This is a genomic window from Pseudomonas batumici, assembly GCF_000820515.1.
Taxonomy (GTDB): Bacteria; Pseudomonadota; Gammaproteobacteria; order Pseudomonadales; family Pseudomonadaceae; genus Aquipseudomonas; species Aquipseudomonas batumici.
In genome coordinates this window covers 124,974-150,518 of record NZ_JXDG01000012.1, presented here as the reverse complement: position 1 = coordinate 150,518, position 25,545 = coordinate 124,974, and the positions used below count along the sequence as shown (strand labels likewise).

Sequence of the window (25,545 nt, the reverse complement as noted above, 5' to 3'; positions counted from 1 at the left end):
GCCGACAAAATCCGCGAATGGATTTTTCGAACAGCCGCAGCGAGGACCTCCATGCGCCAGCCCGATATCGAGATTTACCTCAAGGACGACGACGTCGATCACAAGGCCGTGGCCGCCTGGCTCGGCACCGCGCTGGGCCCGTGCAGCGACTGGACCCAGAAAGGCCAGACCTGGAAGTGCAAGGCCGGCGGCGTGCCGGTGACCTGGCTGCCCAAGGCCGTGGGCAAGTGGAACAGCCTGTACCTGGAAAGCGACCAGACGCCCTGGGACGACGACATTGCCTGCGCCCGCGCCGCCTTTGCCGCGCTGAACGTGGAAGTGCGCTGCGCGCCGGGGAGCTGGGTCGAGGAAGAAGGCGAGGAGATGGCCGATCGCTGGATCCGCATCAGTGCCGATGGTGAAGAAGAGATCACCTGGCGTACGGCGTAAACCGGGCTTGCCGGTCACACCGCACCTGTGGGAGCCGGCTTGCCGGCGATGACGTCCGCAAGATCGATGCACGACTCACTGGCCTCATCGCCGGCAAGCCGGCTCCCACAAAGACCGCGTTGCCCCTAATGATCAGTCAAGGGTCAAGAGGGTCCGCAGGTGTTACAGCCCCACCACATCCTCGGCCTGCAAGCCCTTCTGGCCTTCCACCACCGCGTACTCCACCTGCTGCCCTTCCGCCAGGGAGCGATGGCCTTCGCCACGAATCGCGCGGTAGTGCACGAACACATCCGCCCCGCCTTCACGCTGAATGAAACCGTAACCTTTGGCGTCGTTGAACCACTTCACATTGCCTGTCTCGCGAGTTGCCATGAATCCGTACTCCGTCTTGTTATTGTGGGGGCCCGGCTCGACGAGCCCTTCATGCGCTGTCGCCAGAACGTCATACCGTGCGGATGGTTCTTACTGCTCATGGCGAACCACTGAGTATAGGGCAGGTCAAAAAACTCTCAATCAATATTAGTTCGCCGCATTTTTGCCGATTTTTGGCGAATACGGCACACTAGCCCACCGAGCAAACGCTCGGTTCAGTCCACTTGCCTGCAGAAGCCGTATGACCCGTTCCCCGTTCCGCCGCCTCGTGTTTGGTACCTTGCGCCGCCTCCTGTACCTGTGGGTGCGTTCGGAGACGATCAACCAGTCGTCGCTGACCCTCAACCTCGACCGCAGCCGGCCGGTGTTCTACGTCCTGCAATCGCCGTCGCTGACCGACCTCGCGGTGGTCGACCGCGAATGCTCCAAGGCCGGCCTGCCGCGCCCGGTGCTGCCGGCGTCGGTCGGCGCGCTGCTGGAGCCGGCGGCGTTCTTCTACCTGACCCCCGAGCCCGACTGGCTGGGCCGCCAGGACAAACGCGGCGCGCCACCGACCCTGACCCGACTGGTCAGCGCCCTGACGCAGAACCCCGCCGAAGATGCGCAGATCATTCCGGTCAGCGTGTTCTGGGGTCAGTCGCCGGACAGCGAATCAAGCCCCTGGAAGCTGCTGTTCGCCGACAGCTGGGCGGTCACCGGGCGGCTGCGGCGGCTGATGAGCATCCTGATTCTCGGACGCAAGACCCGCGTGCAATTCTCCGCGCCGATCCACCTGCGCGGCCTGATCGAACACAACAAGGGCCATGAACGCACCGTGCGCATGGCCCAGCGCATCCTGCGGGTGCACCTGCGTAACCTCAAGGCCGCGGTGATCGGCCCGGACATCTCCCACCGGCGCAACCTGGTCAAGGGCCTGGTCAACGAACCGATGGTGCGCCAGGCGATCCTCGAAGAAGCCCAGCGCGAGAACATCTCCACGGAAAAAGCCCGGGCCCAGGCCCTGCGCTACGGCAACGAGATCGCCTCGGACTACACCTACACCGCCATCCGCTTCCTCGAAGTGGTGCTGAGTTGGTTCTGGAACAAGATCTACGACGGCATCAAGGTCAACCATCTCGAAGGCGTGCAGGCCGTGGCCCAGGGCCATGAGGTCATCTACGTGCCCTGCCACCGCAGCCATATCGACTACCTGCTGCTATCGTACCTGCTGTTTCGCAACGGCCTGACCCCGCCGCACATCGCCGCCGGGATCAACCTCAACATGCCGGTGATCGGCGGCCTGCTGCGCCGTGGCGGCGCGTTCTTCATGCGCCGCACCTTCAAGGGCAACCCGCTCTACACCTCGGTGTTCAACGAGTACCTGCACACCCTGTTCACCAAGGGCTTCCCGGTGGAGTACTTCGTCGAAGGCGGCCGCTCGCGCACCGGGCGCATGCTGCGGCCCAAGACCGGCATGCTGGCCATCACCCTGCGCAGCTTCCTGCGCTCCTCGCGCATGCCGATCGTCTTCGTCCCGGTGTATATCGGCTACGAGCGAGTGCTGGAAGGTCGCACCTACCTGGGCGAACTGCGCGGCGCGAGCAAGAAGAAAGAATCGATCTTCGACATCTTCAAGGTCATCGGCGCGCTCAAGCAGCGCTTCGGCCAGGTCGCGGTGAACTTCGGCGAGCCGATCAAGCTGGCCGAGTTCCTCGACCAGGAGCAACCGGACTGGCGGTCCCAGGAACTGGGCCCGCAATTCCGCCCAGCCTGGCTCAACGACACCACCCACCGTCTCGGCGAGCGCGTGGCCCGCCACCTGAACGAAGCCGCAGCGATCAACCCGGTGAACCTGGTGGCCCTGGCGCTGCTCTCCACCACCCGCCTGGCCCTGGACGACCGCGCCATGGCCCGGGTGCTCGACCTCTACCTGGCGCTGTTGCGCCGCGTGCCGTACTCGCCGCACACCACCTTGCCGGAAGGCGACGGCCGCGCGCTGATCCAGCACGTCAAGGACATGAACCTGCTGGCCGAACAAAGCGACGCCCTGGGCAAGATCCTCTATCTGGACGAGCAGAACGCCGTCCTGATGACCTATTACCGCAACAACGTGCTGCATATCTTCGCCCTGCCGGCGTTGCTGGCGAGCTTTTTCCAGAGCGCCTCGCGCATGAGCCGCGAGCAGATCCTACGCTACACCCGCGCGCTCTATCCGTACCTGCAGGCGGAACTGTTCATCCGCTGGTCACTCGACGAACTGGACGCGGTGGTCGACCAATGGCTGGAGGCCTTCGTCGAACAGGGCCTGTTGCGCCTGGAGAACGCCGTCTACCTGCGCCCGGCCCCCAGTTCCCGGCACTTCGTGCTGTTGACCCTGCTGTCCAGGAGCATCGCCCAGACCCTGCAACGCTTCTACATGGCCATCTCGCTGCTGCTCAACAGCGGCCAGAACAGCATCAGCGCCGAGGAGCTGGAAGACCTCTGCACGGTGATGGCCCAGCGCCTGTCGATTCTCCACGGCCTGAACGCCCCGGAGTTTTTCGACAAGAGCCTGTTCCGCCACTTTATCCAGACCCTGCTCGACCTCGAGGTGCTGCGCCGCGACGCCGCCGGCAAGCTGGGTTATCACGAACTGCTGGGCGAGTTGGCCGAGGGCGCGGCGAAACGGGTACTGCCGGCGGAAATCCGCCTGTCGATTCGTCAGGTGGCGCTGCATCGCAGCGAAGATGCCGCCGAGCAGAGCCCTGAAGCGGGTCCTGACGTGGGATAAGGCAAACCACCCTTGTCGGACCATTCGGCAAAGCAGCAAGGATGCTTCTCTGCCGGTTTTCAAGCGCAAAGGCCCGTGTAGACTCAATCCTGCGTCGCTTTTGACGCGTTCGATAAGGACATCGAGATGACTGCAAAGAATGTCGTGACCGCTGTTTTCCATTTCCCGCCGGACTATTCGATCCCGGCCAAGGCCGAAACCCGCATCACCCTGCGCAACCGCTGCACCGACACCCCGCTGGGGACCTGGACCAGCGCGCAACTTCCCGGCCAGTCGCCCTGGCGCTTCACCTTCGAACTGCCGGCCGATCTCAAACGCAACTGCAAGGTCGAGATCGATATCGACATGAGCGTCGCCGGCACCTCGCTGCTGCCGGATATCAAGTACAGCTTCCGCTGGCGCCGGGACAACCAGGAAGAAACCTTTCACCTGAGCCCACCGGGGTATCTGTACCTCAGCGCGGCACTGGTGCCGATGATCGGCACGCAGGACAATACCCTGGCCACCCTGCGCTTGGTGGCCCAGACCGAACCCGGTATTCCGGTGCATGTCCTCAGCGAGGAAATCACCTTCTTCAAGGGCTCCATCCCGCGCTACCTGCGCTACGACGTGAACAAGGTCAAGCCGGGTCAGGTCTACGAGACCCAGGGCACCTTCGGTAGCCGGCGAAAATTCACCATGAAGCCCATTCCGCGCACGGTGGTGCTGCTCAAAGAGAAGCCGCAAAGCCTGATCCTCAGCGCCTGAGTGCCGTGCCGCGTCTTTCAAAAACTGGCGTTTGTCGATAAATCCGTTAGATTCGTACCGGTTGGCGCCAGGTTTCCCCTGGCGCCACGGATTTCCCCACTGACCCAACAAGGAAGCGTCCATGCTCCGTCCCTCCCTTCGTCTGGCCGGCCTCTGCGCGGGCCTGCTGATTTCCGTCAACGCACTGGCCTTGTCCCTGGGCAGCCTTACCCAGGACCAGGCGTCCGGCGGCCTCAAGGACGCCCTGGCCCAGGGCGCCGTGGCGGCCGTGACCAACCTCGGCAAACCGGGTGGTTTCAGCAACAACCCTGAAGTGAAGATCGAGCTGCCGGGCAGCCTGGGCAAGGTCGCCAGCAAGATGAAACAGTTCGGCATGGGTGCCCAGGTCGATCAGTTGGAAGCCAGCATGAACAAGGCGGCGGAAGCGGCCATGCCGCAGGCCCAGGCGCTGCTGGTGGACGCCGTGAAGAAGATGACCGTGACCGACGCCAAGGGCATCCTCACCGGCGGCAAGGATTCGGCCACCCAGTACCTGGACAAGACCAGTCGCGAGCAGATCCGCGCCAAGTTCCTGCCGATCGTCAAGCAGGCCACCGACCAGGTGGGCCTGGCCAAGCAGTACAACTCGTTCGCCGGGCAGGCGGCAACCCTGGGCGTACTCGACGCCAAGAGTGCCAACGTGGAAGGCTACGTGACGGAGAAGGCCCTGGACGGCCTGTTCAAGATGATTGCCCACAAGGAAGAGGACATCCGTGCCAACCCGGCGGCAGCGGCCACCAGCCTGGCGAAGAAGGTGTTCGGCTCGCTGTGATGCTCCCTGGCTGGCACCCTGGATTCCTATCGCCAGCCAGACACCGCCCCCTGTAGGAGCCAGCTTGCTGGTGATGAACGTCACCACACCGCGGTCATGCTGATGCCCCGCGTTATCGTTGACGACCATCGCCAGCAAGCTGGCTCCTACAGGTCGGTGGCGCTTACCAGGCCAGCTCCGAACGGCTGCTCTTCATCGGCCGTTTTCTTCACCCTGAACCAGCCCGCATACAACGCCGGCAGGAACAGCAGGGTCAACGCCGTCGCCACGATCAACCCGCCCATGATCGCCACCGCCATCGGCCCGTAGAACACGCTGCGCGACAGCGGGATCATTGCCAGCACCGCCGCCAGGGCGGTCAGCACGATGGGGCGGAAACGTCGCACCGTCGCCTCGATGATCGCCTGCCACTGCGACATGCCCGCCCGGATATCCTGCTCGATCTGGTCCACCAGGATCACCGAGTTACGCATGATCATCCCCGACAGGGCGATGGTCCCGAGCATCGCGACAAAGCCGAACGGCTGGCGGAACACCAGCAGGAACAGGGTCACCCCGATCAGGCCCAACGGCGCGGTCAGGAACACCAGCGCCACCCGCGAGAAGCTGCGCAGTTGCAGCATCAACAAGGTCAGCACCACCACGATGAACAGCGGCACGCCGGCATTCACCGACGCCTGGCCACGCTCCGAATCCTCCACGGTGCCGCCGACCTCCAGCAGGTAACCGTCCGGCAACTCGGCGCGAATCGGGTCCAGGGTCGGCATGATCTGCTTGACCAGGCTCACCGGCTGTTCCTGGCCGTAGATATCGGCGCGGATCGTCACGTTCGGCAAGCGGTTGCGGTGCCAGATGATGCCCTCCTCGAAACCGTACTCCAGGGTCGCGATCTGCGACAGCGCCACGCTGGTGCCGTTGTCCGTCGGTACCGCCAGGCTCGGCAGCGCCGACAATTGGTTGCGCTCCTGGACAGTGCCGCGCATGAGGATTTCGATCAGCTCATTGTCCTCGCGGTACTGGCTGACGGTCGAACCGGTCAGCGACAGTTGCAGGAAGCGCGACAGGTTCGCGGTACTGACCCCCAGCGCCCGGGCACGGTCCTGATCGACATTGAGGTAAACCACCTTGCTCGGTTCTTCCCAGTCCAGGTGCACGTTGGTCACGTGCGGGTTCTCGCGCACCTTGGCCGCCACCTTGCGGGCCAGGGCGCGGACCACCTCGATATGCTCGCCGGTGACCCGGAACTGCACCGGATAACCTACGGGCGGTCCGTTCTCCAGGCGTGTCACCCGCGCCCGCACATCGGCGAACTGTTCGTCGAGCACCTTGATCAGCCAGGTGCGCAGCTCTTCGCGCTCCTTGATGCTCTTGGCCAGTACCACGAACTGGGCAAAGCTGGTGGCCGGCAATTGCTGGTCCAGCGGCAGGTAGAAACGCGGCGAACCGGTGCCGACATAGGCCACGTAGTTGTCGATGCCGGGGTGGTCCTTGAGCAGGGCTTCCAGGCGCGAAACCTGTTCGGTGGTGTTGTTCAGCGAGGCGCCTTCAGCCAGCTTCAGGTCGACCATCAGCTCCAATCGCCCGGAGGCCGGGAAGAACTGCTGCGGCACGAAGCGGAACAGCAGCACCGAGCCGACAAACAGCGCGATGGTCAGCACGATCACGGTCTTGCGCCGGCGCACACACCATTCCACCGTGCGCCTGACGCGCTGGTAGAACGCTGTGCCATAGGGATCCGGTTGCTCGCCGCCGTGCTTGGCGGCGTGGATCTTCGCCAAGTCCGGCAGCAGTTTTTCCCCCAGATAGGGCACGAACATCACCGCCGCGATCCACGACGCCAGCAGCGCCAGGGTCACCACCTGGAAAATCGAGCGGGTGTACTCACCGGTGCCCGACTGCGCGGTGGCAATCGGCAGGAAGCCGGCGGCGGTGATCAGGGTGCCGGTGAGCATCGGGAACGCCGTGCTGGTCCAGGCAAAGCTCGCCGCCTTGAGGCGGTCGAAGCCCTGCTCCATCTTGATCGCCATCATCTCCACGGCGATGATCGCGTCGTCCACCAACAAGCCGAGGGCCAGCACCAGTGCGCCGAGGGAAATCTTGTGCAGGCCGATGCCCAGGTAGTACATGGCGGCAAAGGTCATCGCCAGCACCAGCGGAATCGCCAACGCCACCACCATCCCGGTGCGCAGGCCCAGGGAGAAGAAACTCACCAGCAGCACAATGACCAGGGCCTCCACCAGCACCTGGACGAACTCGCCGACGCCGGTCTTCACCGCCGCCGGCTGGTCGGAGACCTTGCTCAGTTTCATCCCCGCCGGCAGGCCTTTCTGGATCCGGGCGAACTCGGCTTCCAGGGCCTTGCCCAGCACCAGGATGTCACCGCCGTCGTTCATCGCCACCGCCAGGCCGATCGCGTCTTCGCCCATGAAACGCATGCGCGGCGCCGGTGGATCGTTGAAGCCACGGCGGACATCGGCCACATCGCTGATCCGGAAGGTGCGGTCGCCGACACGGATCGGGAAGTTCCTGATCTCGTCGACCGTCTTGAAGTTACCGCTGACCCGCAGTTGCACGCGCTCGGTCGGGGTCTCGAAGAAACCCGCGGTGGACACCGCATTCTGCTCCTGCAAGGCCTGCTGCACGGCGGCCAGCGGCAAGCCGAGGGTCGCCAGCTTGACGTTGGACAGTTCGATCCAGACCTTTTCGTCCTGCAGGCCGAGCAGGTCGACCTTGCCCACGTCCTTGACCCGCTGCAACTGGATCTGGATACGGTCGGCATAATCCTTGAGCACGGCGTAGTCGAAACCGTCGCCGGTCAGGGCGTAGATATTGCCGAAGGTGGTGCCGAACTCATCGTTGAAGAACGGGCCCTGGATGTCCGGCGGCAAGGTCTGGCGGATATCGCCGATCTTCTTCCGCACCTGGTACCAGAGGTCGGGAATCTGCGAGGAATGCATCGAGTCCCGGGCCATGAAGGTCACCTGGGACTCCCCTGGCCGGGAGAAGGACACGATGCGTTCGTACTCGCCGGTCTCCATCAGCTTCTTTTCGATGCGTTCGGTGACTTGTCGCGAGACTTCCTGGGCCGTGGCCCCCGGCCAGTTGGTCTTGATGACCATGGCCTTGAAGGTGAACGGCGGGTCTTCGCTCTGCCCCAGCTTGGTGTAGGACAAGGCGCCGACCGCCGCGAGCAGGATCATCAGGAACAGCACGATCTGGCGATTGCGCAACGCCCATTCGGAAAGATTGAATGCCATCGGGGACTACTCCTTGGCCGCCAGATTGACCACGCGGTTGGAGCGATCCACCGGGCGCACCTTTTCGCCGTCATGGAGCACATGTACACCGGCCGCCACCACCCAATCACTGGCCGTCAGGCCTTCGAACACCGGCACGGTCTTCTCGCCAAAGGCACCGACCCGCACGGGGGTACGCTTGAGGGTATTGTCCGCCAGGATCCGCCAGACATAGGTCGCGCCGTTTTCCGCGGTCAGCGCCGACAGCGGCACCGACAACGGCACCACGCCAGCGGCCTGGACATACACCCGGGCGCTCTGGCCCAGCTCGGCCGGGACCTTGCCGGCGCTGAAGGCGATACGGGCGGCGAAGGTCCGGGACTTGGGATCGGCGGCCGGCGACAACTCGCGGATATGCCCGTTGAAACGCTGATCCGGCTGGGACCAGAGCTCCACCGACACGTCCTGGCCGATCTTGAAACGCCCGAAGGCCTGTTCCGGGAAGCTGATCAGCACTTCGCGCTCGCCATCGGCGGCCAGGGTGAAGACCGTCTGTCCGGCGGCCACCACCTGACCGACTTCGACCTGGCGCTTGGCGACCACACCGTCCTGGGGCGCCCGCAGCACGGCATAACCGGCCTGGTTGCTGGAGACGTCGAACTCGGCCTTGATCTGCTTGAGGCGCGCCTCACCCGAACGGTAGAGATTTTCCGCATTGTCGTACTGCGAACGGCTGACCATCTGCCGGTCGAGCAAGGTCTTGTAGCGATCACGCTCGGAGCGCACCAGGTTCAGGTTGGCCTCGGCGGCCGCCACCTGGGCGCGGGTCGCTTCCAGTTGCAGGCGCACGTCCTGGGGATCGAGCTCCGCCAGGGGCTGGTTGGCCTTGACCCGCTCGCCCTCCTCCACCAGTCGTCGACTGACCTTGCCACCGATACGGAAGGCCAGGTCGGGCTCGAAACGCGCCCGCACTTCGCCGGGATAGCTGTCCATGGCCTGGGCCGAAGGCTGTGGCTGCACCACCATGGCGGGACGCACGGAAACCTGGGCCGGCTCTTCATGACCACAACCGACCAGGAAAAGGGCTAGACTGGCGGGCAAAGCAAGGGGCAAGACATAGCGGAACATGGTGTGCGACCTTTCGCTAGTGGCGCTCAGAATATTTATACTGATGAGTATGGTATTAATACCATACTCACCAGTCCAGTATTAAGTCAGAAAATGTCCGACAATCTTTCAGTGCCCAGCGGCCCCGGCCGCCCCAAGGACCTGGCAAAACGCCAGGCCATCCTGCAAGCGGCGAAAGATCTGTTTCTGAGTAATGGATACGCCAGCACCAGCATGGACGCAGTCGCTGCAGCAGCAGGTGTTTCAAAGCTGACGGTGTATAGCCACTTCAACGACAAGGAGACCCTGTTCTCCGCCGCCGTGGTGGCCAAATGCGAAGAACAGCTGCCCGAGCTGTTCTTCGCCCTACCCGAAGGCGTGCCGGTGGAAAGCGTGCTGCTGAACATCGCCCGGGGCTTTCATCACCTGATCAACAGTGACGAGTCGCTGAACCTGCATCGGCTGATCATGACCCTGGGCAGCCAGGACCCGAAGCTCTCGCAGATCTTCTTCGAGGCCGGGCCCGAGCGCGTGCTGACGGAGATGGAGCGACTGCTGCAGCGGATCCACCAGAGCGGCGCCCTGGTGATCGACAAGCCGCACAACGCCGCGGAGCATTTCTTCTGCCTGCTCAAGGGCGCGGGGAACTTCCGGCTGCTCTTCGGCTGCGGCGGGCCGTTGAGCGAGGCCGAGGGCGAGGCCCATGTACGCGAGGTGGTGGGGTTGTTCATGCGCGCCTACAGGCCCTGAACACCCCGTTGTCTCAAGGCTTCAAGGCTTTCTTCGGATAGATATCGTAGCGGCTCGACTTGCCGTCGAGGCCATGACTCGGCTTGGGCCCGTCAATGCACGGCGCTTTGCGCGGGCGCTTGACCACCACCCGGTGGGTCGCCAGCGCCAACGCCGCCGCCAGCAAGGCCGGCGCATCCGGGTCATCGCCCACCAACGGGCGGAACAGGCGCATTTCCTTCTTCACCAGGGCGGTTTTCTCACGGTGGGGAAACATCGGGTCAAGGTAGATCACCTGCGGCGCCTCGCCTTCCCAATTGCGCATCACCTCGATCGAGTTGCCCTTGAGCAGGTGCATGCGCGAAACAATCGGCGCCACCTCGAAATCCTCCAGCCCACGGGCCAGGCCGTCTTCGAGCAAGGCACCGATCAGCGGCTGGCGCTCGATCAGGCTCATCTCGCAGCCCAGGCTCGCCAGCACGAAAGCATCCTTGCCCAGGCCCGCCGTGGCATCCAGCACCCGCGGACGCACGCCCGGCTGGATTCCCACCGCCTTGGCGATCATCTGCCCGCTGCCGCCGCCATACAGACGCCGATGCGCCGCACCGCCTTCGACAAAGTCCACGCGAACCGGCCCCGGCGCCTCCGGCCCCAGTTGCTGCAACTGCAAGCCCTGTTCCGACAGCTGCAAGGCGAACTCGGCTTCGGGCTCCTGCAATGGCAAGCCGAGGCGCTCGGCCCACGCTTCGGCCCGGGACTGCAACCCTTCGGCCAGGGCCTCGACTCTGATACGCACCGGCGCTTGTTGCTCACTCATGAAAAACACGCTCAAAAATTTAATGATCGGCAAAAGCTGCCGATAAAAACATTATCCGGCATTTTGCCAGAGCTGAGCGTCAATCGAGAGCCATGTCAGACATTCCCAGCACATCCATAGGTTATCTATCGCCCGTCGGCGATTATGGCCTGCGCAATTCCCAGGCACTGAGCGGTGTCAGTCACCTGTGGCAGGATTTCTTTGCCCGGGCGCTGGCCGAACAGGTGGGGGATGCGCCGGGTGAAAAGAATGTCCAGGCGCAATTGCCGGTCGATGGCCCGGTGGAGCCCACCGCCGGTGCCGAGCTGCTGGCGCAGATCGTCGACCAGCGTCAGTGCAACGTGCAGGAAACACCGGTCCGTCCACCGGAGCCACTGTTCCTGCCGATTGCCGAATTCGATCTGGACCTACTGAAGAAGCCCGTGCCCTATCCGCCGGAAGAAATCGTCGCCCAGCAGAAGCAGCAGGATTTCGAAAGCGGCTGGGTCCGCCCTATCGTCCTCAACGCCGGCCAGCCGCTGCCCGCACCGGGCCCTGCGCCGCAACCGCGTCCGCTGCACCTGCCGATTGCCGAGTTCGAGCTGGACCTGCTGCCCCCTCACGTTCCGTTCGACGAGGCCACCCTGGCCGAGCAGCAGAAGGCCATGGACTACGACCTGCACTGGGCACGTCCGCTGGTGGCACAGAATCTGCGCCTGGCGGCCTGAGTCCCCAGCGTCCTGTGTTTCCCTACCCCTTGAACATCTGGTTGATCCGCGCGAACGGAATCGCCTGATCCAGTGCGACAAACGTCCCCTGCCCACGAATCTCCTCGGCCGCCCGATAGAACGCACCGTACGCCGCCCGAGCCAACGCCGAACCGACACTGATGCGCTTGACGCCCAGTTCGCCCAATTCGGCCACCGACAGGTTAACCCCACCTGCCATCAACACGTTCACAGGCTTGGGCGCCACGGCCTTGACCACCGCCTCGATCTCCTCGCGCGTGCGCAGGCCCGGTGCATACAACACGTCCGCGCCGGCCTCGGCGAACGCCTGCAAACGGCGAATGGTATCCGGCAGATCCAGGCGGCCATGCAGCAGGTTCTCCGCCCGCGCCGTCAGCATGAACGGGAACGACAGGTCACGGGCCGCCACCACCGCGGCCTCGACCCGCTCCACCGCGTGGTTGAAGGCATAGATGGGGTCGTCGGCGTGACCACTGGCATCCTCGATCGAGCCCCCCACCAGCCCGGCTTCGGCCGCCCGCCGAATCGCCTCGGCACAACCGGCGGGGCTGTGGTCAAAGCCGTTTTCCAGATCCGCCGCCACCGGCAGTGGCGTGGCCATGACAATGCCCCGTGCGTTATCCAGCGTATCGCTCAGTGAATTGGCCCCCTCCGCATCCGGACGCCCAAGGGAAAACGCCAACCCCGCACTGGTGGTCGCCAGCGCCTCGAACCCCAGTGCGGCGAGCATTTTCGCCGATCCGGCATCCCAGGGGTTGGGAATCACGAAGGCCCCCGCACGTTCGTGCAGGGACTTGAACGTCTGGGCTCGAAGGGTTTGCGCATCCATGGGTCGACTCCTGGCAAAGAGAAAATGGCGCCGTCAGAGCAAGCCAAGTTGCTCCGAAGCAGGTCCTCTGTATAGCTCAGGCAGCGCCGGCAAGCCAGGCAAACGTGCCATCAGTCGCGCGTGGAAACGTTGCGCCAGCGCTGGTGCGAGGCGGTTGTCGGAGGTGTGCAGAAACACATAGGGCGTGCGCCCTTCCTCGATCCAGCCGGCCACTTTTTCGACCCAGGGGGTCAGGAAAGGCTCATTGGCCTGCAATTCCGGGTGGCCGATGAAACGCACCTGCGGGAACAGCGTGAACGCCGCCGGACGAGGTGGCACCTTGGGCTTTTTCGACTGGGCGTGCAGCACCGAAGCCTCCGTGGAGGTGCAACTGAACAGTGCCCGCGGGTCGAGGCAGATCCGTTCGACACCCCGGTCCAGCAGCATACGGTTGAGCATCCGCTCGGCGTCGCCCTTGGCGAAGAATTCGCGGTGGCGGACTTCGACCGCCAGCGGGCGCTGCAGCGCGTCGATGAACCCGGCCAGTTCGGCCAGGCGCTGTGGCGCGAAACTGGCCGGCAACTGCAGCCACAGCGGCGCCACTCGAGACCCTAGCGGCTTGAGCAGTTGCAGGAAGTCCTCGGCGGCCTGGGCCTGGTCGCGCAGGTCACCCTCGTGGCTGATATCCCGGGGAAACTTGGCGGTGAAGCGAAAGTGCCCGGGCATGGTCTGCGCCCAGCGCTCCACCGTGGCAGGCGCGGGCCGGGCGTAGAAGGTGGTGTTGCCTTCGACGGCATTGAACACCTGGGCGTACAGGTCGAGAAAGTCGTTCGCGCGCGCCGTTGGCGGGTACAGGTACTCGCGCCAGGCGTTTTCGCTCCAGGAAGGGCAACCGAGGTAGTAAGGCAGGACAGGGTCAGTCATCGACCCGATTAAATCAGATATGCAGGTCGAGCCCCAACACTTCCATGTCCCACTCGACGAAACCGGCGGTGGTCAGGTAGCTGGCCAGGGCGGTGGCGACACTTTTGCTCATGGCGCGATGGAAGATCATGTCCTGCGGGCGGGCGGGCAGATTGGCCAGGCGGCTACCGGCCGCTTCGGCGCGCGCCGCCACCTCGGACAGGTCCTCGTCATCAGCCACCAGCACATCGACGTCGTCGTCGAGCACGACCCCGCTTTTACGCGGTTTGCGCTTGATGGGGTAGGACTGTGAGGAAACGCCGTCTATACGCATTGGGGCATGCTCGGTGTCGATGATGGCAATTTAGCAGCAGGCGCCGCACTTAGCTATTGCCCGAGTGATAACTGGACCACAGAACCTGGAAAAGGTTTTCACACCCCGGCGCCCGGGTGGGGAAAACATGACGAACGGCACATTTTTGACTGATCCGGGCGACTTTCCGGCTGATCGGCTTAACGCTCAGTCTAGCCTGGAATTTATCGATGACCGCCGCCCCTGTGGGATCCGGCTTGCCGGCGATGAGGCCAGTGAGCCTTGCAGTGTTCGAACCAACGCTATCGCCGGCAAGCCGGCCCCTACAAGGACCGTATTCAGTCTTGACGCCTCAACGGGCTTTGGGCGTCGCCACCTTGTCGCGCAGGTAGACCGGCTGGGCCTCGTCGGCGGGAATCGCCTCGCCGCGCTCCCAGGCAAAGCGCGCCAGGGTCAGCAGGTCTTCGGCGTGGGGCAGCAGGCTGGCATCCTGGCCACTCAAGGCGACCTGGATCCGCTCGCCATAGCCCCACCCCGTGCCCGCCCCGAACCACTCGCCAGTGGCAGCATCCGGCAAGGCGGCCAGCTGCGGTGCCAGCACCGCCTCGACACCCACCAGACGCATCTCCCCCGCCTCTTCGCGGTAACAGCCCCAGTACACCTCGTCCATCCGTGCATCGATGGCCGCCGCCACCTGGCGCGCACCGTGCTCGCGAAATGCCCGCTGCGCCAGGACCGCCAGGTTGGACACCGGCAACACCGGACGCTCCAGCGCAAACGCCAACCCCTGGACCACACCGATGGCAATCCGCACCCCGGTAAAGGCCCCGGGGCCACGGCCAAAGGCAATCGCCTCCACCGCCGACAGGCTGATACCGGCGTCCGCCAGCAACTGCTGGATCATCGGCAGGAGTTTTTGCGCGTGCAGGCGCGGAATCACCTCGTAGTGGCTCGTCACCTTGCCGTCGTGCAGCAAGGCGACGGAGCAGGCTTCAGTCGCGGTGTCCAGGGCCAGCAAGGTGCTCATCGATGTGTCCGTCAGGTCGAAATGAAAAAAAGTGCAACAGTATAAACAACAACAGCCCGCAAGCGGGCTGTTGTCGAGGCAGCGACTACAAGGATCAGCTCAGGGCTTCAAGCACCTTGCCCGTAATCGATTCGACCGAACCGACGCCGGCGATATGGCTGTACTTCGGCTTGCCCTGGGCGGCCGAGAGCTTCTGGTAGAAATCCACCAGCGGCTTGGTCTGGGAATGGTAGACCGACAGGCGATGACGCACGGTTTCTTCAGTGTCGTCCTTGCGCTGCACCAGGTCGTCACCGGTCAGGTCGTCCTTGCCTTCGACTTTCGGCGGGTTGTAGACGGTGTGGTAGACGCGCCCGGAAGCCTCGTGCACACGACGGCCGGCAATACGCTGGACGATTTCTTCGTCGTCGACGGCGATCTCGACCACGTGGTCCAGCTCCACGCCGGCGTCCACCAGGGCTTCGGCCTGGGGAATGGTGCGCGGGAAACCGTCGAACAGGAAACCCTTGGCGCAATCGGCCTGGGCGATACGGTCCTTGACCAGCGCGATGATCAGGTCGTCGGAGACCAGGCCGCCGGCGTCCATGATGCCCTTGGCCTTGAGGCCCAGCTCGGTGCCGGCCTTGACCGCGGCGCGCAGCATGTCGCCAGTGGAGATTTGCGGGATGCCGAATTTTTCGGTGATGAACTTAGCCTGAGTACCTTTACCGGCCCCGGGAGCTCCCAGCAGAATGACGCGCATCGATGTGCTCCTCAATTTTTTATTTAGAAACGCTCGGATTCGCCTCGTGGGGCCAATCCCAAAAATAGGGTCATGGCCGTAAAAACGGCCAAAGGCTGATCAAGATACACAGCCGACCGGACCCACACAAGCCGCCGAAAGTCGCAGCAACCCATGCCTGCACGAGCGGTGAAACCTGCTACGCCAGGTCGCCCCCCGGCAATAAAGTGTCGCCACACAAAAACGACCGCCTCTGACTGGGCGGTCGTTCTTGTCCTGCTTCCTGTAAGGAATCTTCCTGCACACCTCAACCCGTATTGCGCAACCCGGCGGCAATTCCCGCCACAGACACCAGCAAAGCCTGTTCCAGAGGGCTGTCCTGTACCGCTTCCTGACGTCGCGAGCGGGCCAGCAATTCGGCCTGCAACAGGTGCAGCGGATCCAGGTAGGTGTTGCGCAGGCGAATGAACTCCAGGGTCTCGGGGCTGTGGGCGAGCAACTGCGACTGACCGGTCAGCCCCAGCACCACCGCGCACGCCTGCGACAATAGGTCGCGTAAGTGAACACCCAGTGGCAGCAGTTCGGCATCCACCAGGCGCTCGTCATAGGAGCGGGCGATGTCGCTGTCGGCCTTGGCCAGGACCATTTCCAGCATGTCGATACGGGTGCGGAAGAATGGCCACTGCTCGCGCATCTGCGCCAGCAGCTCGCCTTCGCCACGGGCCAGCGCCTTGCGCAGCGCCGCTTCCCAGCCGAGCCAGGCCGGCAGCATCAAGCGGGTCTGGGTCCAGCCGAAAATCCACGGGATCGCCCGCAGGCTTTCGATCCCACCGGCGCGGCGCTTGGCCGGACGGCTGCCCAGCGGCAGGCGCCCGAGCTCCTGTTCCGGGGTGGATTGACGGAAGTATTCGACGAACTGCGGATTGTCCCGCACCTCGGCGCGGTAGGCGTGGACGCCGTCCGCCGCCAGTTCGTCCATCAGTTTGCGCCAGGCCGGTTGCGGCGGTGGCGGCGGCAGCAAGGTGGCTTCAAGCACGGCGGCCAGATAGAGGTTGAGGTTCTGCTCGGCGATGTCCGGCAGACCGAACTTGAAGCGAATCATCTCGCCCTGCTCGGTGGTCCGGAAACGCCCCGCCACCGAGCCCGGCGGCTGCGACAGGATCGCTGCGTGGGCCGGACCGCCGCCGCGACCGACGGTGCCGCCGCGACCATGGAACAGCAGCAGTTCGACCTGCTGCTCGCGGCAGATCTCCACCAGCCGCTCCTGGGCCCGGTACTGCGCCCAGGCCGCCGCCGTGGTGCCGGCGTCCTTGGCCGAATCGGAGTAGCCGATCATCACTTCCTGGGGACCTTGCAGACGCGCGCGATAGCCCGGCAACAGCAACAGCCGCTCCATCACCGGCCCTGCGTTGTCCAGGTCGGCCAGGGTTTCGAACAAGGGCACCACGCGCATCGGCCGGAGCACGCCGGACTCCTTGAGGAGCAATTGCACCGCCAGCACATCGGAGGCGGCCCCGGCCATGGAGATCACGTAGGAACCGAGGGAGTCCGCCGGCGCGGCGGCGATTTCCCGGCAGGTCGCCAGCACTTCGGCGGTGTCGGCGGAAGGTTTGAACCAGGCCGGCAACAGCGGGCGGCGATTGGCCAGCTCGCGCATCAGGAAGGTCAGGCGATCTTCTTCATTCCAGTCTTCGTAACGCCCCAGCCCCAGGTAGTCGGTGATCTCGGTCATGGCGGCGGCGTGACGGGAGGAGTCCTGACGCACATCCAGACGCACCAGGAACAGGCCGAAGGTCACCGCCCGGCGCAGGCAATCGAGCAGCGGGCCGTCGGCGATCACGCCCATGCCGCATTCGTGCAGGGACTGGTAGCACAGTTGCAGCGGCTCCAGCAGTTCGCGGTTGTGCTGCAGCACCTCGTCCGACGCCGGCTGTGTCGCGGCGAGGGAGGCCTGGGCCCAGTTGCGGGTCGCTCGCAGCCGCTCACGCAGTTGCTTGAGCAGCGCCCGGTAAGGTTCGGCGCTTTCACCGGCGCGGGCGCGCAGGGCCTCGCTGGCCTGTTGCATCGACAAGTCGGCGGCCAGGTGATCGACGTCGCGCAGATAGAGGTCCGCCGCCATCCAGCGCGCCAGCAACAGGACTTCGCGGGTGACCTTGGCGGTGACATTGGGGTTGCCGTCGCGGTCGCCGCCCATCCAGGACGCGAAACGGATCGGCGCGGCCTCCAGCGGCAGGCGCAGGCCGGTGGCGGCGAACAGCGCCTGATCGGCGCGGCGCAGGTAGTTGGGAATGGCCTGCCAGAGGGAATGCTCGATCACCGCGAAGCCCCACTTGGCTTCGTCCACCGGGGTCGGCCGGGTGCGGCGGATTTCCTCGGTGTGCCAGGCTTCGGCGATCAGGCGCTGCAAGCGCTGGCGGATCTGCTCGCGCTCGGCGCCGGTGAGGTCGCGGTGGTCCTGCTGCGCCAATTGCGCGGCAATGGCATCGTATTTCTGGATCAGGGTCCGCCGCGCCACCTCGGTGGGGTGCGCGGTGAGCACCAGTTCGATCTCCAGGCGCGCCAATTGCCGCGCCAGGGATTCGGCGCCATGGCCTTCGGCGAGCAGCCGGGCCAGCAACTCCGGCAGGACCCGCGACTCGAAGGGCGCCGGCTGCGACTCGTCACGGCGGTGGATCAACTGATACTGCTCGGCAATATTGGCCAGGTTCAGGAACTGATTGAAGGCCCGGGCCACGGGCAGCAATTCGTCGTCGCCCAGACCGTCCAGGCTGGCGCTGAGTTCGGCGGTGGCCGAACCGCTGCGATCGGCCTTGGCGCCCTTGCGGATACGCTCGATCTTGTCGAGGAACTCGTCACCGTGCTGGTCACGAATGGTATTGCCCAACAGCTCACCCAAAAGGTGGACGTCTTCACGCAAACGTACATCAATATCGGACATCGACAGACTCTCCAGAGGATGCTGAGACGGCTCACGGGCTCAAGAGTGCACCACGGCGACGAAGGCTTACAAGCCGAGCGAATTATTGATGCCCGGCAAAAAACCGCGCGGAACCTCGTCGCCCAGGGCTAGTCTGATAATAAGCCTCGCGAGGGCTTTATCGCCGGTACAGGCCGGTCACTCATCAATACCCGCCATCAACGGGGTGCGAATTGAGGTCGATATGAAAATCCGTGAGCTTGCCCAGCACTGGGAAGAAAACGCCAAAGGTCGGCTGACCGACACCGGCTATGCCATTCATCTGGATGTGGAAGCCGCGGCGCGCCTGGCGGCGGTAATCGACATGTACCCCAAGCGGCGCCCGGAAGAACTGCTCGGCGAGTTGATCGGCGCGGCACTGGAGGAACTGGAAGCCAGTTTCCCCTATGTCCAGGGCGCGCAGGTGGTGGCTACCGACGAGGAAGGCGATCCACTCTACGAAGACGTCGGGCCGACGCCGCGCTTCCTGTCGTTGTCGCGACGACACCTGCATGACCTGGCCTCCCAGGACAAGCCGAAACACTGAGGGTCCATGCAGCTCCCTCATGGATAGCGCCTGCAACGACGGTCTGTAGGAGCCGGCTTGCTGGCGATGAGGCCCTTGAGCCTTGCATCGCTCTTGCGGGCGTCATCGCCAGCAAGCCGGCTCCTACAATTTTGCGTAACGCCAAAGTATCGGGCTGCCACACCCGGAGCGGCGGTCGACGGGGGTTACTGCAAAAGCTGCGGCGTTTCCTGCCCCATGCAGCGCACCGCCTGCTTCTTGCTGTTCACCAGCACGCCGGTGAGGCCTTTCTGTTCCGTGTCGAACAGCACCAGCACGCCATCGACGCATTGCGCCGTTTGCGCCGCCGGCTCCAGCGAGACCTTGTAGTCCTCCCCCGGCACCGTCTTGAGCATGGTGAACTCGTTCAGCAGCAGCGCATCCGCAGGCGTTGCGAAATGCAGGTAGCCGTAGTACCACAGGCACCCCACCGTACCGATGATGCTGCAGATACCGGTGATGATCAGGGGAATGGCGTTACGTTCTTCAGTCATTGCGGGCTCTCTGGTTCAACATTCGAATTCGGGACAGGCGGATAATTCGGGATCTCGCCCAGGCGACGCAGGCCGTTGAAGTGCTGCGGGTCGTCGAGATAACGCAGCATCACCTTGCGCCAGACCGGGTCGCCGAAGGTCTGCACATGACCGCCACGGGTCAGTTGCAACACCCGCGGCGGTGGCGCCGCCTGGTACAGCTGGATGCCATTGGCCAGCGGCACGATCGGGTCGTCGAGGCTGTGGAAGATCAGTTTCGGCACGCCGGTCAGGCGCGGCATGGCCCTGATGGCGCTGTCGCCATCGGGGACCAGCCAGGACAGCGGGATCTGCAGGGGCCAGGTCAGCCAGGACGAACCGAGGGCGTCACGGCCCACCGAACGGTAGCTGGCCGGTACGCCATCGAGCACCAGGGCCTTGAGGCGCGGCTGGTATTCTGGGTGCCGTTCCACCAGGTAATGCACCATGAGCGCCCCACCCAGGCTCTGCCCCAGGACCACCAGGGGCTTGTCTTGTACTTCGGGGGCCTTTTGCAACCAGTCGAACGCCGCATCCAGGTCCTGATAAACCTCCGGCAGGCTCGGGTCGCCTTCGGACAATCCATAGCCGCGATAGTCGAGCAGCAGCACCTGGTAACCCTGCGCCGGCAACCACCAACTGCCACCCAGCTGGGTGGACAGGTTGCCACCGTTGCCATGCAGGTGCAGCACCGTGCCCTTGACCGCCACACCGGCCTTGACCGGCAGCCACCAGGCACGCAGGCGCAGGCCGTCGGCGGTGGTCAGGGTGACATCGCGGTATTCGAGATGGACTTTCTCGGGGGTGAAGGGTAGACCGGGATCGGGATAGAACAGCAGGGAACTGCAACCGCTCAGGGTCAGCAGCAGGCACAACAGGCCGAGGATTCTCATCCGTTTGAAGCCTCGCTAGACATGTAGAGAACACCACTACCCTACCCTGTAGGAGCAGCCGGTCGACGCTCGATTGCTCGCGATGGAGGCACAGACACCGCGGGGCACCAGATGCCCCGCGTTATCGTTGACGCCCATCGCGAGCAAGCTCGCTCCTACAGGGGTCAGCGGTCACAGGATATTAGAGTAATCCGCCTCGATCCGATCCAGGCTCAAGTGATTCAGGAAGTTGCTGAAGCACATCCAGGCCGACAGCGCATTCATGTCGCGGAACTGCTCCGGCAGGTACTTGGGCGGCACCACCAGGCCCTCATCCACCAGCTGGCGCAGGGTGCGCATATCTTCCAAGGTGGTCTTGCCGCAAAACAGCAACGGCACCTGTTCGAGCTTGCCCTTGCGCACGGCCAACTGAATATAGTTGTAAACCATGATGAAGCCCTTGAGGTAGGACAAGTCTTTGGTGAATGGCAGCCCCGTGGGCGTCGAGCCACGGAAGATCCGACTGGCATTGCCGTAGCTTTCCGCCATCTCGAAACCCTGCTCGCGGAAGAATTCGAACACCTGCAGGAAATCCGCGCCCTGCTCCACCATGTCGATGGCGCGGGTGCGGTTGGTCAGCTTGCGCAAGCGGGTGGGATAGGAGGCGAAGGCAATCACTTCCATCAGGATCGCCAGGCCCTCCTGGGTCACCGTCGACGAGGGCGGGCCCTTGGACAGGAAGGTGCAGATCGGCTGGTTCAAGCCGTTGAGGGTGGTGCCGACATGCACCAGCCCCTCATGCACCTCCAGCGCCCGCACATCCCGCGAGTTGAACATCGCATCGGCGCGGATCTTGATGTAGTCGGCGCCCGCCGCCGCGTCGGCGACGATACCATCGGACTCGAACACCCGGATGGTTTCCTCGGCCTCGCCGAACACCTTGTTCAACCGGTGCTGCAGCAGGTCGACCGCCTCCTTGGCGGTGAGGGTCTTGGGTTCGTCCTTGAGGTCACCGCGGATATCGATATTGTTCAGGTAATCGGAGAGCATCAGCCCGAGGTCGGCCAGGGTCGGATCACCGGCGTGGAAAGCATCCGACGCGGCGCCGTACAGCTCCTGGGAAATCAGCCCGAAATCCGCGGTGCCACGGGCTTCGAGCATCCGCACCACCTGGCGGTACTCCCGGCACATGCGCCGCATGATCTGCCCGACCGGGTTGAACTGGCCGAGCCGACGGGTGATATCGCGCTCGATGTTCTGGAACTCCAGCTTCACCGCAGCGGAATCGAACGACAGGGGCCGCGAGGTGTAATAGTCGCGGTCCACCGCCGGCATTTCCTTGCCCTTGGCCTTGAGAAAACCCTTGCGGATGTTGTCGTCCCACTTCACCGCATCGAGCACGCGAATCGGTGTCTGCGCCAGCACAATGCGATCGGAGAGGCTGCGTATCGTCTGCTGGTAATCGTCCAAGGGTGACTCCTGAAGGTGGCTGCGCTGGATCGCCCTGCAAAGAGCCTAGGGTCTGTACGAGAACTCGCCGCGCAGGCAGTTTTCGTACAGCGCCTAGACCGACGCCAGCACCAGATGCATGTAACGCGAGACAATCCCCAGCATGTCCTGCTCAGCCTGGGCCTCGTCGTCGTTGAGAAGCCCCTGATATTCCATCCGTCCGATAATCGCCGTCAACACTTTGCCATCCTGCTGTGGCTCCTTGGACCCCAGAACATGGAAAAACTGACACGTCCCCTGTAGGAGAATCTGCTGATGCGAACGCACCAACGCCGCCAGGCGCGGATTGAGCAGCGCCTCTTGGCGAAACGCCTGTTCGGCCATCAGGTACTCACGGCGGTTGTGCAGTTGTCGCAGGATATAGTCGGTGGCCATGTGGGCAATATCGTCGGCCAGTTGGGACCGCGACGCCGCACTGCCGTCACCGTAGGCGACCATTTCCCGCAATACGCCCTCGGTGTTTGCCCACAGCTTGGCCATGTAGGCCGCACTGCGCTCGACATACTGGGCGAAGGTATCGGTGAGCAGGTCATCGATATCCTTGAAGTAATAGGTGGTGGCCGACAACGGCACCCCGGCCTCGGCGGCCACCGCCCGATGGCGCACACCACGCACGCCATCGCGCACGACAATCCGCATGGCCGCGTCGAGAATCTCCTGTCTCCGTTGCTCGCTACCCTGTCGGCTGGCCTTGCGTCCCTGGTACTGGACACTTTCAGCCACCGCAGTGGCGACGCCAGCTGCTCCCTTTTGCGCCATTGCACGCTCCACTACCGGTCTTCCTCTCTTGTAATTTTTTGAAACGTCAGTACCAACGGACAATAAAAAAGCCGCCTTGCGAGGGCGGCTTTTTCAACAACGGTTTTATGCTTGTGGCCGCATGTGCGGGAAGAGGATCACATCGCGAATCGACGGCGCATTGGTGAGCAGCATCACCAGGCGGTCGATACCGATGCCCTCGCCCGCCGTCGGCGGCATGCCGTACTCCAGCGCACGCACGAAGTCGGCGTCGTAGTGCATGGCCTCGTCGTCGCCGGCGTCCTTGTCCGCCACCTGGGCCTTGAAGCGCTCGGCCTGGTCTTCGGCATCGTTCAGCTCGGAGTAGGCGTTGGCGATTTCACGGCCACCGATGAACAGCTCGAAACGGTCGGTGACGTTCGGGTTCTCGTCGTTGCGGCGCGCCAGCGGCGACACTTCGAACGGGTACTGGGTGATGAAGTGCGGCTGTTCCAGCTTGTGCTCGACCAGCTCTTCGAAAATCATCACCTGCAGCTTGCCCAGGCCTTCGAAGCCGAGCACCTTGGCACCGGCCTTCTTGGCGATGGCGCGGGCGGTGTCGATGTCCTGCAGGTCGGCGGCGGAAATTTCCGGGTTGTACTTGAGGATCGAGTCGAACACCGACAGGCGCGCGAACGGCTCGCCGAAGTGGAACACCTTGTCGCCATAAGGCACGTCGGTGCTGCCCAGAACCGCTTGCGCCAGTTCACGGAACAGTTCTTCGGTCAGGTCCATGTTGTCTTCATAGTCGGCGTAGGCCTGGTAGAACTCGAGCATGGTGAACTCGGGGTTGTGCCGGGTCGAAACACCTTCGTTACGGAAGTTGCGGTTGATCTCGAACACACGCTCGAAGCCGCCAACCACCAGGCGCTTGAGGTACAGCTCCGGCGCGATGCGCAGGTACATGCCCATGTCCAGCGCATTGTGGTGGGTTTCGAACGGCTTGGCCGCGGCGCCACCAGGGATGGTCTGCAGCATCGGCGTTTCCACTTCCATGAAATCGCGCTGCATCATGAAGTTGCGGATATGCGCGATGACCTGCGAACGCACGCGGAAGGTCTGGCGCACTTCTTCGTTGACGATCAGGTCGACGTAGCGCTGGCGGTAGCGCTGCTCGGTGTCGGTCAGGCCGTGGTGCTTGTCCGGCAGCGGGCGCAGGGACTTGGTCAGCAGGCGCACGTCGGTCATTTCGACGTACAGGTCGCCCTTGCCGGAACGGGCCAGGGTACCTTCGGCGGAAATGATGTCGCCCAGGTCCCAGGTTTTCACCGCGGCCAGGGTCTCTTCCGAGAGGGTCTTGCGGTTGACGTAGACCTGGATGCGCCCGGACATGTCCTGGATCACCATGAAGGAGCCACGGTTGAGCATGATGCGACCGGCAACCTTGACCGGGATCGCCGCTTCTGCCAGTTCTTCCTTGGTCTTGTCCGCGTACTGTTTCTGCAAGTCTTCGCAGTAGGCGTCGCGACGGAAGTCGTTGGGGAAGGCCTGACCCTTGGCGCGCTCGGCAGCCAGCTTTTCCTTGCGCAGGGCGATCAGGGTGTTTTCTTCCTGTTGCAGGGCTTGCGGGTCGAGTTGTAGGTCGCTCATGTCTTTAGATTTTCCATCACAGGTTCGTTGCCCCCGGCCTTCGGCAGGGGTTCACGGCCGCGACGCGCCTTGATGCGCGCCGCCGCCGCAGTGCCTTAAAGCCCTTGCTTGAGGCTGGCTTCCAGGTATTCGTCGATATCGCCGTCCAGCACCTTGTCGCAGTCGCTGCGTTCGATGTTGGTGCGCAGATCCTTGATCCGCGAGGCGTCGAGTACGTAGGAGCGGATCTGGTGACCCCAGCCGATATCCGACTTGGTGTCTTCCAGGGCCTGGGAAGCGGCGTTGCGCTTCTGCACTTCCTGTTCGTACAAGCGCGCCCGCAACATTTTCATCGCGGTGTCTTTGTTCGCGTGCTGGGAGCGTTCGTTCTGGCAGCTGACCACGGTGTTGGTCGGTACGTGGGTGATCCGTACGGCCGAGTCGGTGGTGTTAACGTGCTGGCCACCGGCACCGGAGGAGCGATAGGTGTCGATCCGCAGGTCTGCCGGGTTGATTTCGATTTCGATGTTGTCGTCGATTTCCGGGGATACGAAAACCGCCGAGAACGAGGTGTGGCGACGGTTGCCGGAGTCGAACGGGCTCTTGCGCACCAGACGGTGCACGCCGATCTCGGTGCGCAGCCAGCCGAAGACGTACTCACCCTTGATATGCACGGTGGCGCCCTTGATCCCGGCGACTTCGCCGGCGGACAGTTCCATGATGGTGGCGTCGAAACCGCGCTTGTCGGCCCAGCGCAGGTACATGCGCAGCAGGATATTGGCCCAGTCCTGGGCTTCGGTGCCGCCGGAACCGGCCTGGATATCCAGGTAGGCGTTGTTCGGGTCCATTTCGCCGCTGAACATGCGACGGAATTCCAGTTTCTCGAGGGCTTCGCGCAGGCGTTCGACTTCAGCGGCAACGTCATCGACGGCGCCCTGGTCTTCTTCGGCGGCGGCCATTTCCAGCAGGTCGCGGGCGTCGGCCAGGCCGCTGGACATGTCGTCCAGGGTCTCGACGATCAGCGCCAGCGCGGAGCGCTCGCGGCCGAGGTTCTGCGCGTATTCGGGGTTGTTCCAGACAGACGGATCTTCAAGCTCGCGATTGACTTCGGTCAGGCGCTCATGCTTTTGATCGTAGTCAAAGATACCCCCGAATGGTTTCGGAGCGCTCGGACAGGTCCTTGATACTGTTAAGGATCGGGTTGATTTCCATGGCGGGCAGCACTCGTCGGTGAACTTTTGAAAGCCGGCGAGTATAACCGGTTTGTACGCGTCCCGGCAGCCCGCTT

23 protein-coding genes are annotated in these 25,545 nt (G+C 63.7%); 7 read left to right on the top strand and 16 right to left on the bottom strand.

Going from position 1 to position 25,545, the window contains the following annotated elements:
- Window positions 1-51 precede the first annotated feature (51 nt).
- On the top strand, window positions 52-429 hold the full coding sequence (locus UCMB321_RS06410) for a hypothetical protein (RefSeq protein WP_040064730.1): 378 nt from the start codon (window positions 52-54) through the stop codon (window positions 427-429).
- Window positions 430-591: 162 nt separating this feature from the next.
- On the opposite strand, the gene UCMB321_RS06405 is transcribed toward UCMB321_RS06410, so the two are convergent.
- On the bottom strand, window positions 592-801 hold the full coding sequence (locus tag UCMB321_RS06405; protein WP_040064728.1) for a cold-shock protein: 210 nt from the start codon (window positions 799-801) through the stop codon (window positions 592-594).
- 241 nt (window positions 802-1,042) lie between these two features.
- Between UCMB321_RS06405 and plsB the strand changes: the two genes are divergently transcribed.
- The 3 genes from plsB to UCMB321_RS06390 all read left to right on the top strand — a co-directional run bounded on the left by plsB (window position 1,043) and on the right by UCMB321_RS06390 (window position 5,108).
- Entirely contained in the window at window positions 1,043-3,550 is a 2,508-nt protein-coding gene (gene plsB / locus UCMB321_RS06400; protein ID WP_040064726.1) for a glycerol-3-phosphate 1-O-acyltransferase PlsB, read from the top strand.
- A gap of 126 nt (window positions 3,551-3,676) precedes the next feature.
- Window positions 3,677-4,297 carry a hypothetical protein gene (locus UCMB321_RS06395; RefSeq protein ID WP_040064725.1) on the top strand — a complete coding sequence of 207 codons (621 nt, stop codon included), beginning with the start codon at window positions 3,677-3,679 and terminating at the stop codon, window positions 4,295-4,297.
- A 121-nt stretch (window positions 4,298-4,418) separates the two neighbouring features.
- Window positions 4,419-5,108 carry a DUF4197 domain-containing protein gene (locus tag UCMB321_RS06390; RefSeq protein ID WP_040064724.1) on the top strand — a complete coding sequence of 230 codons (690 nt, stop codon included), beginning with the start codon at window positions 4,419-4,421 and terminating at the stop codon, window positions 5,106-5,108.
- A 146-nt stretch (window positions 5,109-5,254) separates the two neighbouring features.
- Here the strand turns inward: UCMB321_RS06390 and UCMB321_RS06385 are convergent, their stop codons facing one another.
- Together UCMB321_RS06385 and UCMB321_RS06380 are read right to left on the bottom strand one after the other, a co-directional pair.
- Window positions 5,255-8,365: an efflux RND transporter permease subunit gene (locus UCMB321_RS06385; RefSeq protein ID WP_052451088.1), complete on the bottom strand. Its 3,111-nt coding sequence runs from the start codon at window positions 8,363-8,365 to the stop codon at window positions 5,255-5,257.
- Between the two features lie 6 nt (window positions 8,366-8,371).
- Window positions 8,372-9,472: an efflux RND transporter periplasmic adaptor subunit gene (locus tag UCMB321_RS06380; RefSeq protein ID WP_040064723.1), complete on the bottom strand. Its 1,101-nt coding sequence runs from the start codon at window positions 9,470-9,472 to the stop codon at window positions 8,372-8,374.
- 93 nt (window positions 9,473-9,565) lie between these two features.
- Here UCMB321_RS06380 and UCMB321_RS06375 point away from each other — a divergent pair, with 93 nt between their 5' ends.
- Complete coding sequence (locus UCMB321_RS06375; RefSeq protein WP_040064721.1) at window positions 9,566-10,201, top strand: TetR/AcrR family transcriptional regulator; 636 nt, start codon at window positions 9,566-9,568, stop codon at window positions 10,199-10,201.
- 13 nt (window positions 10,202-10,214) lie between these two features.
- On the opposite strand, the gene UCMB321_RS06370 is transcribed toward UCMB321_RS06375, so the two are convergent.
- Entirely contained in the window at window positions 10,215-10,997 is a 783-nt protein-coding gene (locus UCMB321_RS06370) for a class I SAM-dependent methyltransferase (protein ID WP_040064719.1), read from the bottom strand.
- A 92-nt stretch (window positions 10,998-11,089) separates the two neighbouring features.
- On the opposite strand from UCMB321_RS06370, the gene UCMB321_RS06365 reads away from it, so the two are divergent.
- On the top strand, window positions 11,090-11,704 hold the full coding sequence (locus UCMB321_RS06365; protein ID WP_040064718.1) for a hypothetical protein: 615 nt from the start codon (window positions 11,090-11,092) through the stop codon (window positions 11,702-11,704).
- Between the two features lie 22 nt (window positions 11,705-11,726).
- Here the strand turns inward: UCMB321_RS06365 and UCMB321_RS06360 are convergent, their stop codons facing one another.
- The 6 genes from UCMB321_RS06360 to ppc form a co-directional block, all read right to left on the bottom strand.
- Window positions 11,727-12,554 (bottom strand): isocitrate lyase/PEP mutase family protein, encoded by an 828-nt coding sequence (locus UCMB321_RS06360; RefSeq protein ID WP_040064717.1) that lies wholly within the window; start codon window positions 12,552-12,554, stop codon window positions 11,727-11,729.
- 33 nt (window positions 12,555-12,587) lie between these two features.
- Window positions 12,588-13,457, bottom strand: a complete 870-nt coding sequence (locus UCMB321_RS06355) for a DUF72 domain-containing protein (RefSeq protein WP_040064716.1) — start codon at window positions 13,455-13,457, stop codon at window positions 12,588-12,590.
- A 13-nt stretch (window positions 13,458-13,470) separates the two neighbouring features.
- The gene (locus UCMB321_RS06350; protein ID WP_040064715.1) at window positions 13,471-13,770 is read right to left on the bottom strand and encodes a hypothetical protein; all 300 of its coding nucleotides are present in this window, start codon (window positions 13,768-13,770) and stop codon (window positions 13,471-13,473) included.
- 331 nt (window positions 13,771-14,101) lie between these two features.
- Window positions 14,102-14,776 carry a tRNA (adenosine(37)-N6)-threonylcarbamoyltransferase complex dimerization subunit type 1 TsaB gene (tsaB, locus tag UCMB321_RS06345; protein WP_040064714.1) on the bottom strand — a complete coding sequence of 225 codons (675 nt, stop codon included), beginning with the start codon at window positions 14,774-14,776 and terminating at the stop codon, window positions 14,102-14,104.
- Between the two features lie 94 nt (window positions 14,777-14,870).
- On the bottom strand, window positions 14,871-15,518 hold the full coding sequence (adk, locus tag UCMB321_RS06340) for an adenylate kinase (RefSeq protein ID WP_040064713.1): 648 nt from the start codon (window positions 15,516-15,518) through the stop codon (window positions 14,871-14,873).
- Window positions 15,519-15,804: 286 nt separating this feature from the next.
- Complete coding sequence (gene ppc / locus UCMB321_RS06335; protein ID WP_040064711.1) at window positions 15,805-18,435, bottom strand: phosphoenolpyruvate carboxylase; 2,631 nt, start codon at window positions 18,433-18,435, stop codon at window positions 15,805-15,807.
- A 223-nt stretch (window positions 18,436-18,658) separates the two neighbouring features.
- On the opposite strand from ppc, the gene UCMB321_RS06330 reads away from it, so the two are divergent.
- Window positions 18,659-19,000, top strand: a complete 342-nt coding sequence (locus UCMB321_RS06330; protein ID WP_040064709.1) for a hypothetical protein — start codon at window positions 18,659-18,661, stop codon at window positions 18,998-19,000.
- A 185-nt stretch (window positions 19,001-19,185) separates the two neighbouring features.
- Here the strand turns inward: UCMB321_RS06330 and UCMB321_RS06325 are convergent, their stop codons facing one another.
- From UCMB321_RS06325 to prfB, 6 genes are all read right to left on the bottom strand, one after another.
- Complete coding sequence (locus tag UCMB321_RS06325; protein WP_040064707.1) at window positions 19,186-19,512, bottom strand: PA3694 family proteiin; 327 nt, start codon at window positions 19,510-19,512, stop codon at window positions 19,186-19,188.
- Window positions 19,509-20,423: an alpha/beta hydrolase gene (locus tag UCMB321_RS06320; RefSeq protein WP_040064706.1), complete on the bottom strand. Its 915-nt coding sequence runs from the start codon at window positions 20,421-20,423 to the stop codon at window positions 19,509-19,511. The genes UCMB321_RS06325 and UCMB321_RS06320 overlap by 4 nt, the downstream gene beginning before the upstream one ends.
- A 171-nt stretch (window positions 20,424-20,594) precedes the next feature.
- Window positions 20,595-21,872 carry a flavohemoglobin expression-modulating QEGLA motif protein gene (locus UCMB321_RS06315; protein ID WP_040064704.1) on the bottom strand — a complete coding sequence of 426 codons (1,278 nt, stop codon included), beginning with the start codon at window positions 21,870-21,872 and terminating at the stop codon, window positions 20,595-20,597.
- 93 nt (window positions 21,873-21,965) lie between these two features.
- Complete coding sequence (locus UCMB321_RS06310) at window positions 21,966-22,670, bottom strand: TetR/AcrR family transcriptional regulator (RefSeq protein WP_040064702.1); 705 nt, start codon at window positions 22,668-22,670, stop codon at window positions 21,966-21,968.
- Window positions 22,671-22,775: 105 nt separating this feature from the next.
- Window positions 22,776-24,278, bottom strand: a complete 1,503-nt coding sequence (gene lysS / locus UCMB321_RS06305; RefSeq protein ID WP_040064701.1) for a lysine--tRNA ligase — start codon at window positions 24,276-24,278, stop codon at window positions 22,776-22,778.
- 95 nt (window positions 24,279-24,373) lie between these two features.
- Window positions 24,374-25,469 (bottom strand): peptide chain release factor 2 gene (gene prfB, locus UCMB321_RS06300; protein WP_157015856.1). Its coding sequence is split into 2 segments (ribosomal slippage): window positions 24,374-25,396 and window positions 25,398-25,469, totalling 1,095 coding nucleotides; the frame shifts between segments, so codons are not numbered across the junction.
- Window positions 25,470-25,545 lie beyond the last annotated feature (76 nt).

Excerpts from the sequence above, each read along its gene's own strand:
- UCMB321_RS06410 (WP_040064730.1), top strand. The coding sequence starts at position 52 with ATGCGCCAGCCCGATATCGAGATTTACCTCAAGGACGACGACGTCGAT.
- UCMB321_RS06405 (WP_040064728.1), bottom strand. The coding sequence starts at position 801 with ATGGCAACTCGCGAGACAGGCAATGTGAAGTGGTTCAACGACGCCAAA.
- plsB (WP_040064726.1), top strand. The coding sequence starts at position 1,043 with ATGACCCGTTCCCCGTTCCGCCGCCTCGTGTTTGGTACCTTGCGCCGC.
- UCMB321_RS06395 (WP_040064725.1), top strand. The coding sequence starts at position 3,677 with ATGACTGCAAAGAATGTCGTGACCGCTGTTTTCCATTTCCCGCCGGAC.
- UCMB321_RS06390 (WP_040064724.1), top strand. The coding sequence starts at position 4,419 with ATGCTCCGTCCCTCCCTTCGTCTGGCCGGCCTCTGCGCGGGCCTGCTG.
- UCMB321_RS06385 (WP_052451088.1), bottom strand. The coding sequence starts at position 8,365 with ATGGCATTCAATCTTTCCGAATGGGCGTTGCGCAATCGCCAGATCGTG.
- UCMB321_RS06380 (WP_040064723.1), bottom strand. The coding sequence starts at position 9,472 with ATGTTCCGCTATGTCTTGCCCCTTGCTTTGCCCGCCAGTCTAGCCCTT.
- UCMB321_RS06375 (WP_040064721.1), top strand. The coding sequence starts at position 9,566 with ATGTCCGACAATCTTTCAGTGCCCAGCGGCCCCGGCCGCCCCAAGGAC.
- UCMB321_RS06370 (WP_040064719.1), bottom strand. The coding sequence starts at position 10,997 with ATGAGTGAGCAACAAGCGCCGGTGCGTATCAGAGTCGAGGCCCTGGCC.
- UCMB321_RS06365 (WP_040064718.1), top strand. The coding sequence starts at position 11,090 with ATGTCAGACATTCCCAGCACATCCATAGGTTATCTATCGCCCGTCGGC.
- UCMB321_RS06360 (WP_040064717.1), bottom strand. The coding sequence starts at position 12,554 with ATGGATGCGCAAACCCTTCGAGCCCAGACGTTCAAGTCCCTGCACGAA.
- UCMB321_RS06355 (WP_040064716.1), bottom strand. The coding sequence starts at position 13,457 with ATGACTGACCCTGTCCTGCCTTACTACCTCGGTTGCCCTTCCTGGAGC.
- UCMB321_RS06350 (WP_040064715.1), bottom strand. The coding sequence starts at position 13,770 with ATGCGTATAGACGGCGTTTCCTCACAGTCCTACCCCATCAAGCGCAAA.
- tsaB (WP_040064714.1), bottom strand. The coding sequence starts at position 14,776 with ATGAGCACCTTGCTGGCCCTGGACACCGCGACTGAAGCCTGCTCCGTC.
- adk (WP_040064713.1), bottom strand. The coding sequence starts at position 15,518 with ATGCGCGTCATTCTGCTGGGAGCTCCCGGGGCCGGTAAAGGTACTCAG.
- ppc (WP_040064711.1), bottom strand. The coding sequence starts at position 18,435 with ATGTCCGATATTGATGTACGTTTGCGTGAAGACGTCCACCTTTTGGGT.
- UCMB321_RS06330 (WP_040064709.1), top strand. The coding sequence starts at position 18,659 with ATGAAAATCCGTGAGCTTGCCCAGCACTGGGAAGAAAACGCCAAAGGT.
- UCMB321_RS06325 (WP_040064707.1), bottom strand. The coding sequence starts at position 19,512 with ATGACTGAAGAACGTAACGCCATTCCCCTGATCATCACCGGTATCTGC.
- UCMB321_RS06320 (WP_040064706.1), bottom strand. The coding sequence starts at position 20,423 with ATGAGAATCCTCGGCCTGTTGTGCCTGCTGCTGACCCTGAGCGGTTGC.
- UCMB321_RS06310 (WP_040064702.1), bottom strand. The coding sequence starts at position 22,670 with ATGGCGCAAAAGGGAGCAGCTGGCGTCGCCACTGCGGTGGCTGAAAGT.
- lysS (WP_040064701.1), bottom strand. The coding sequence starts at position 24,278 with ATGAGCGACCTACAACTCGACCCGCAAGCCCTGCAACAGGAAGAAAAC.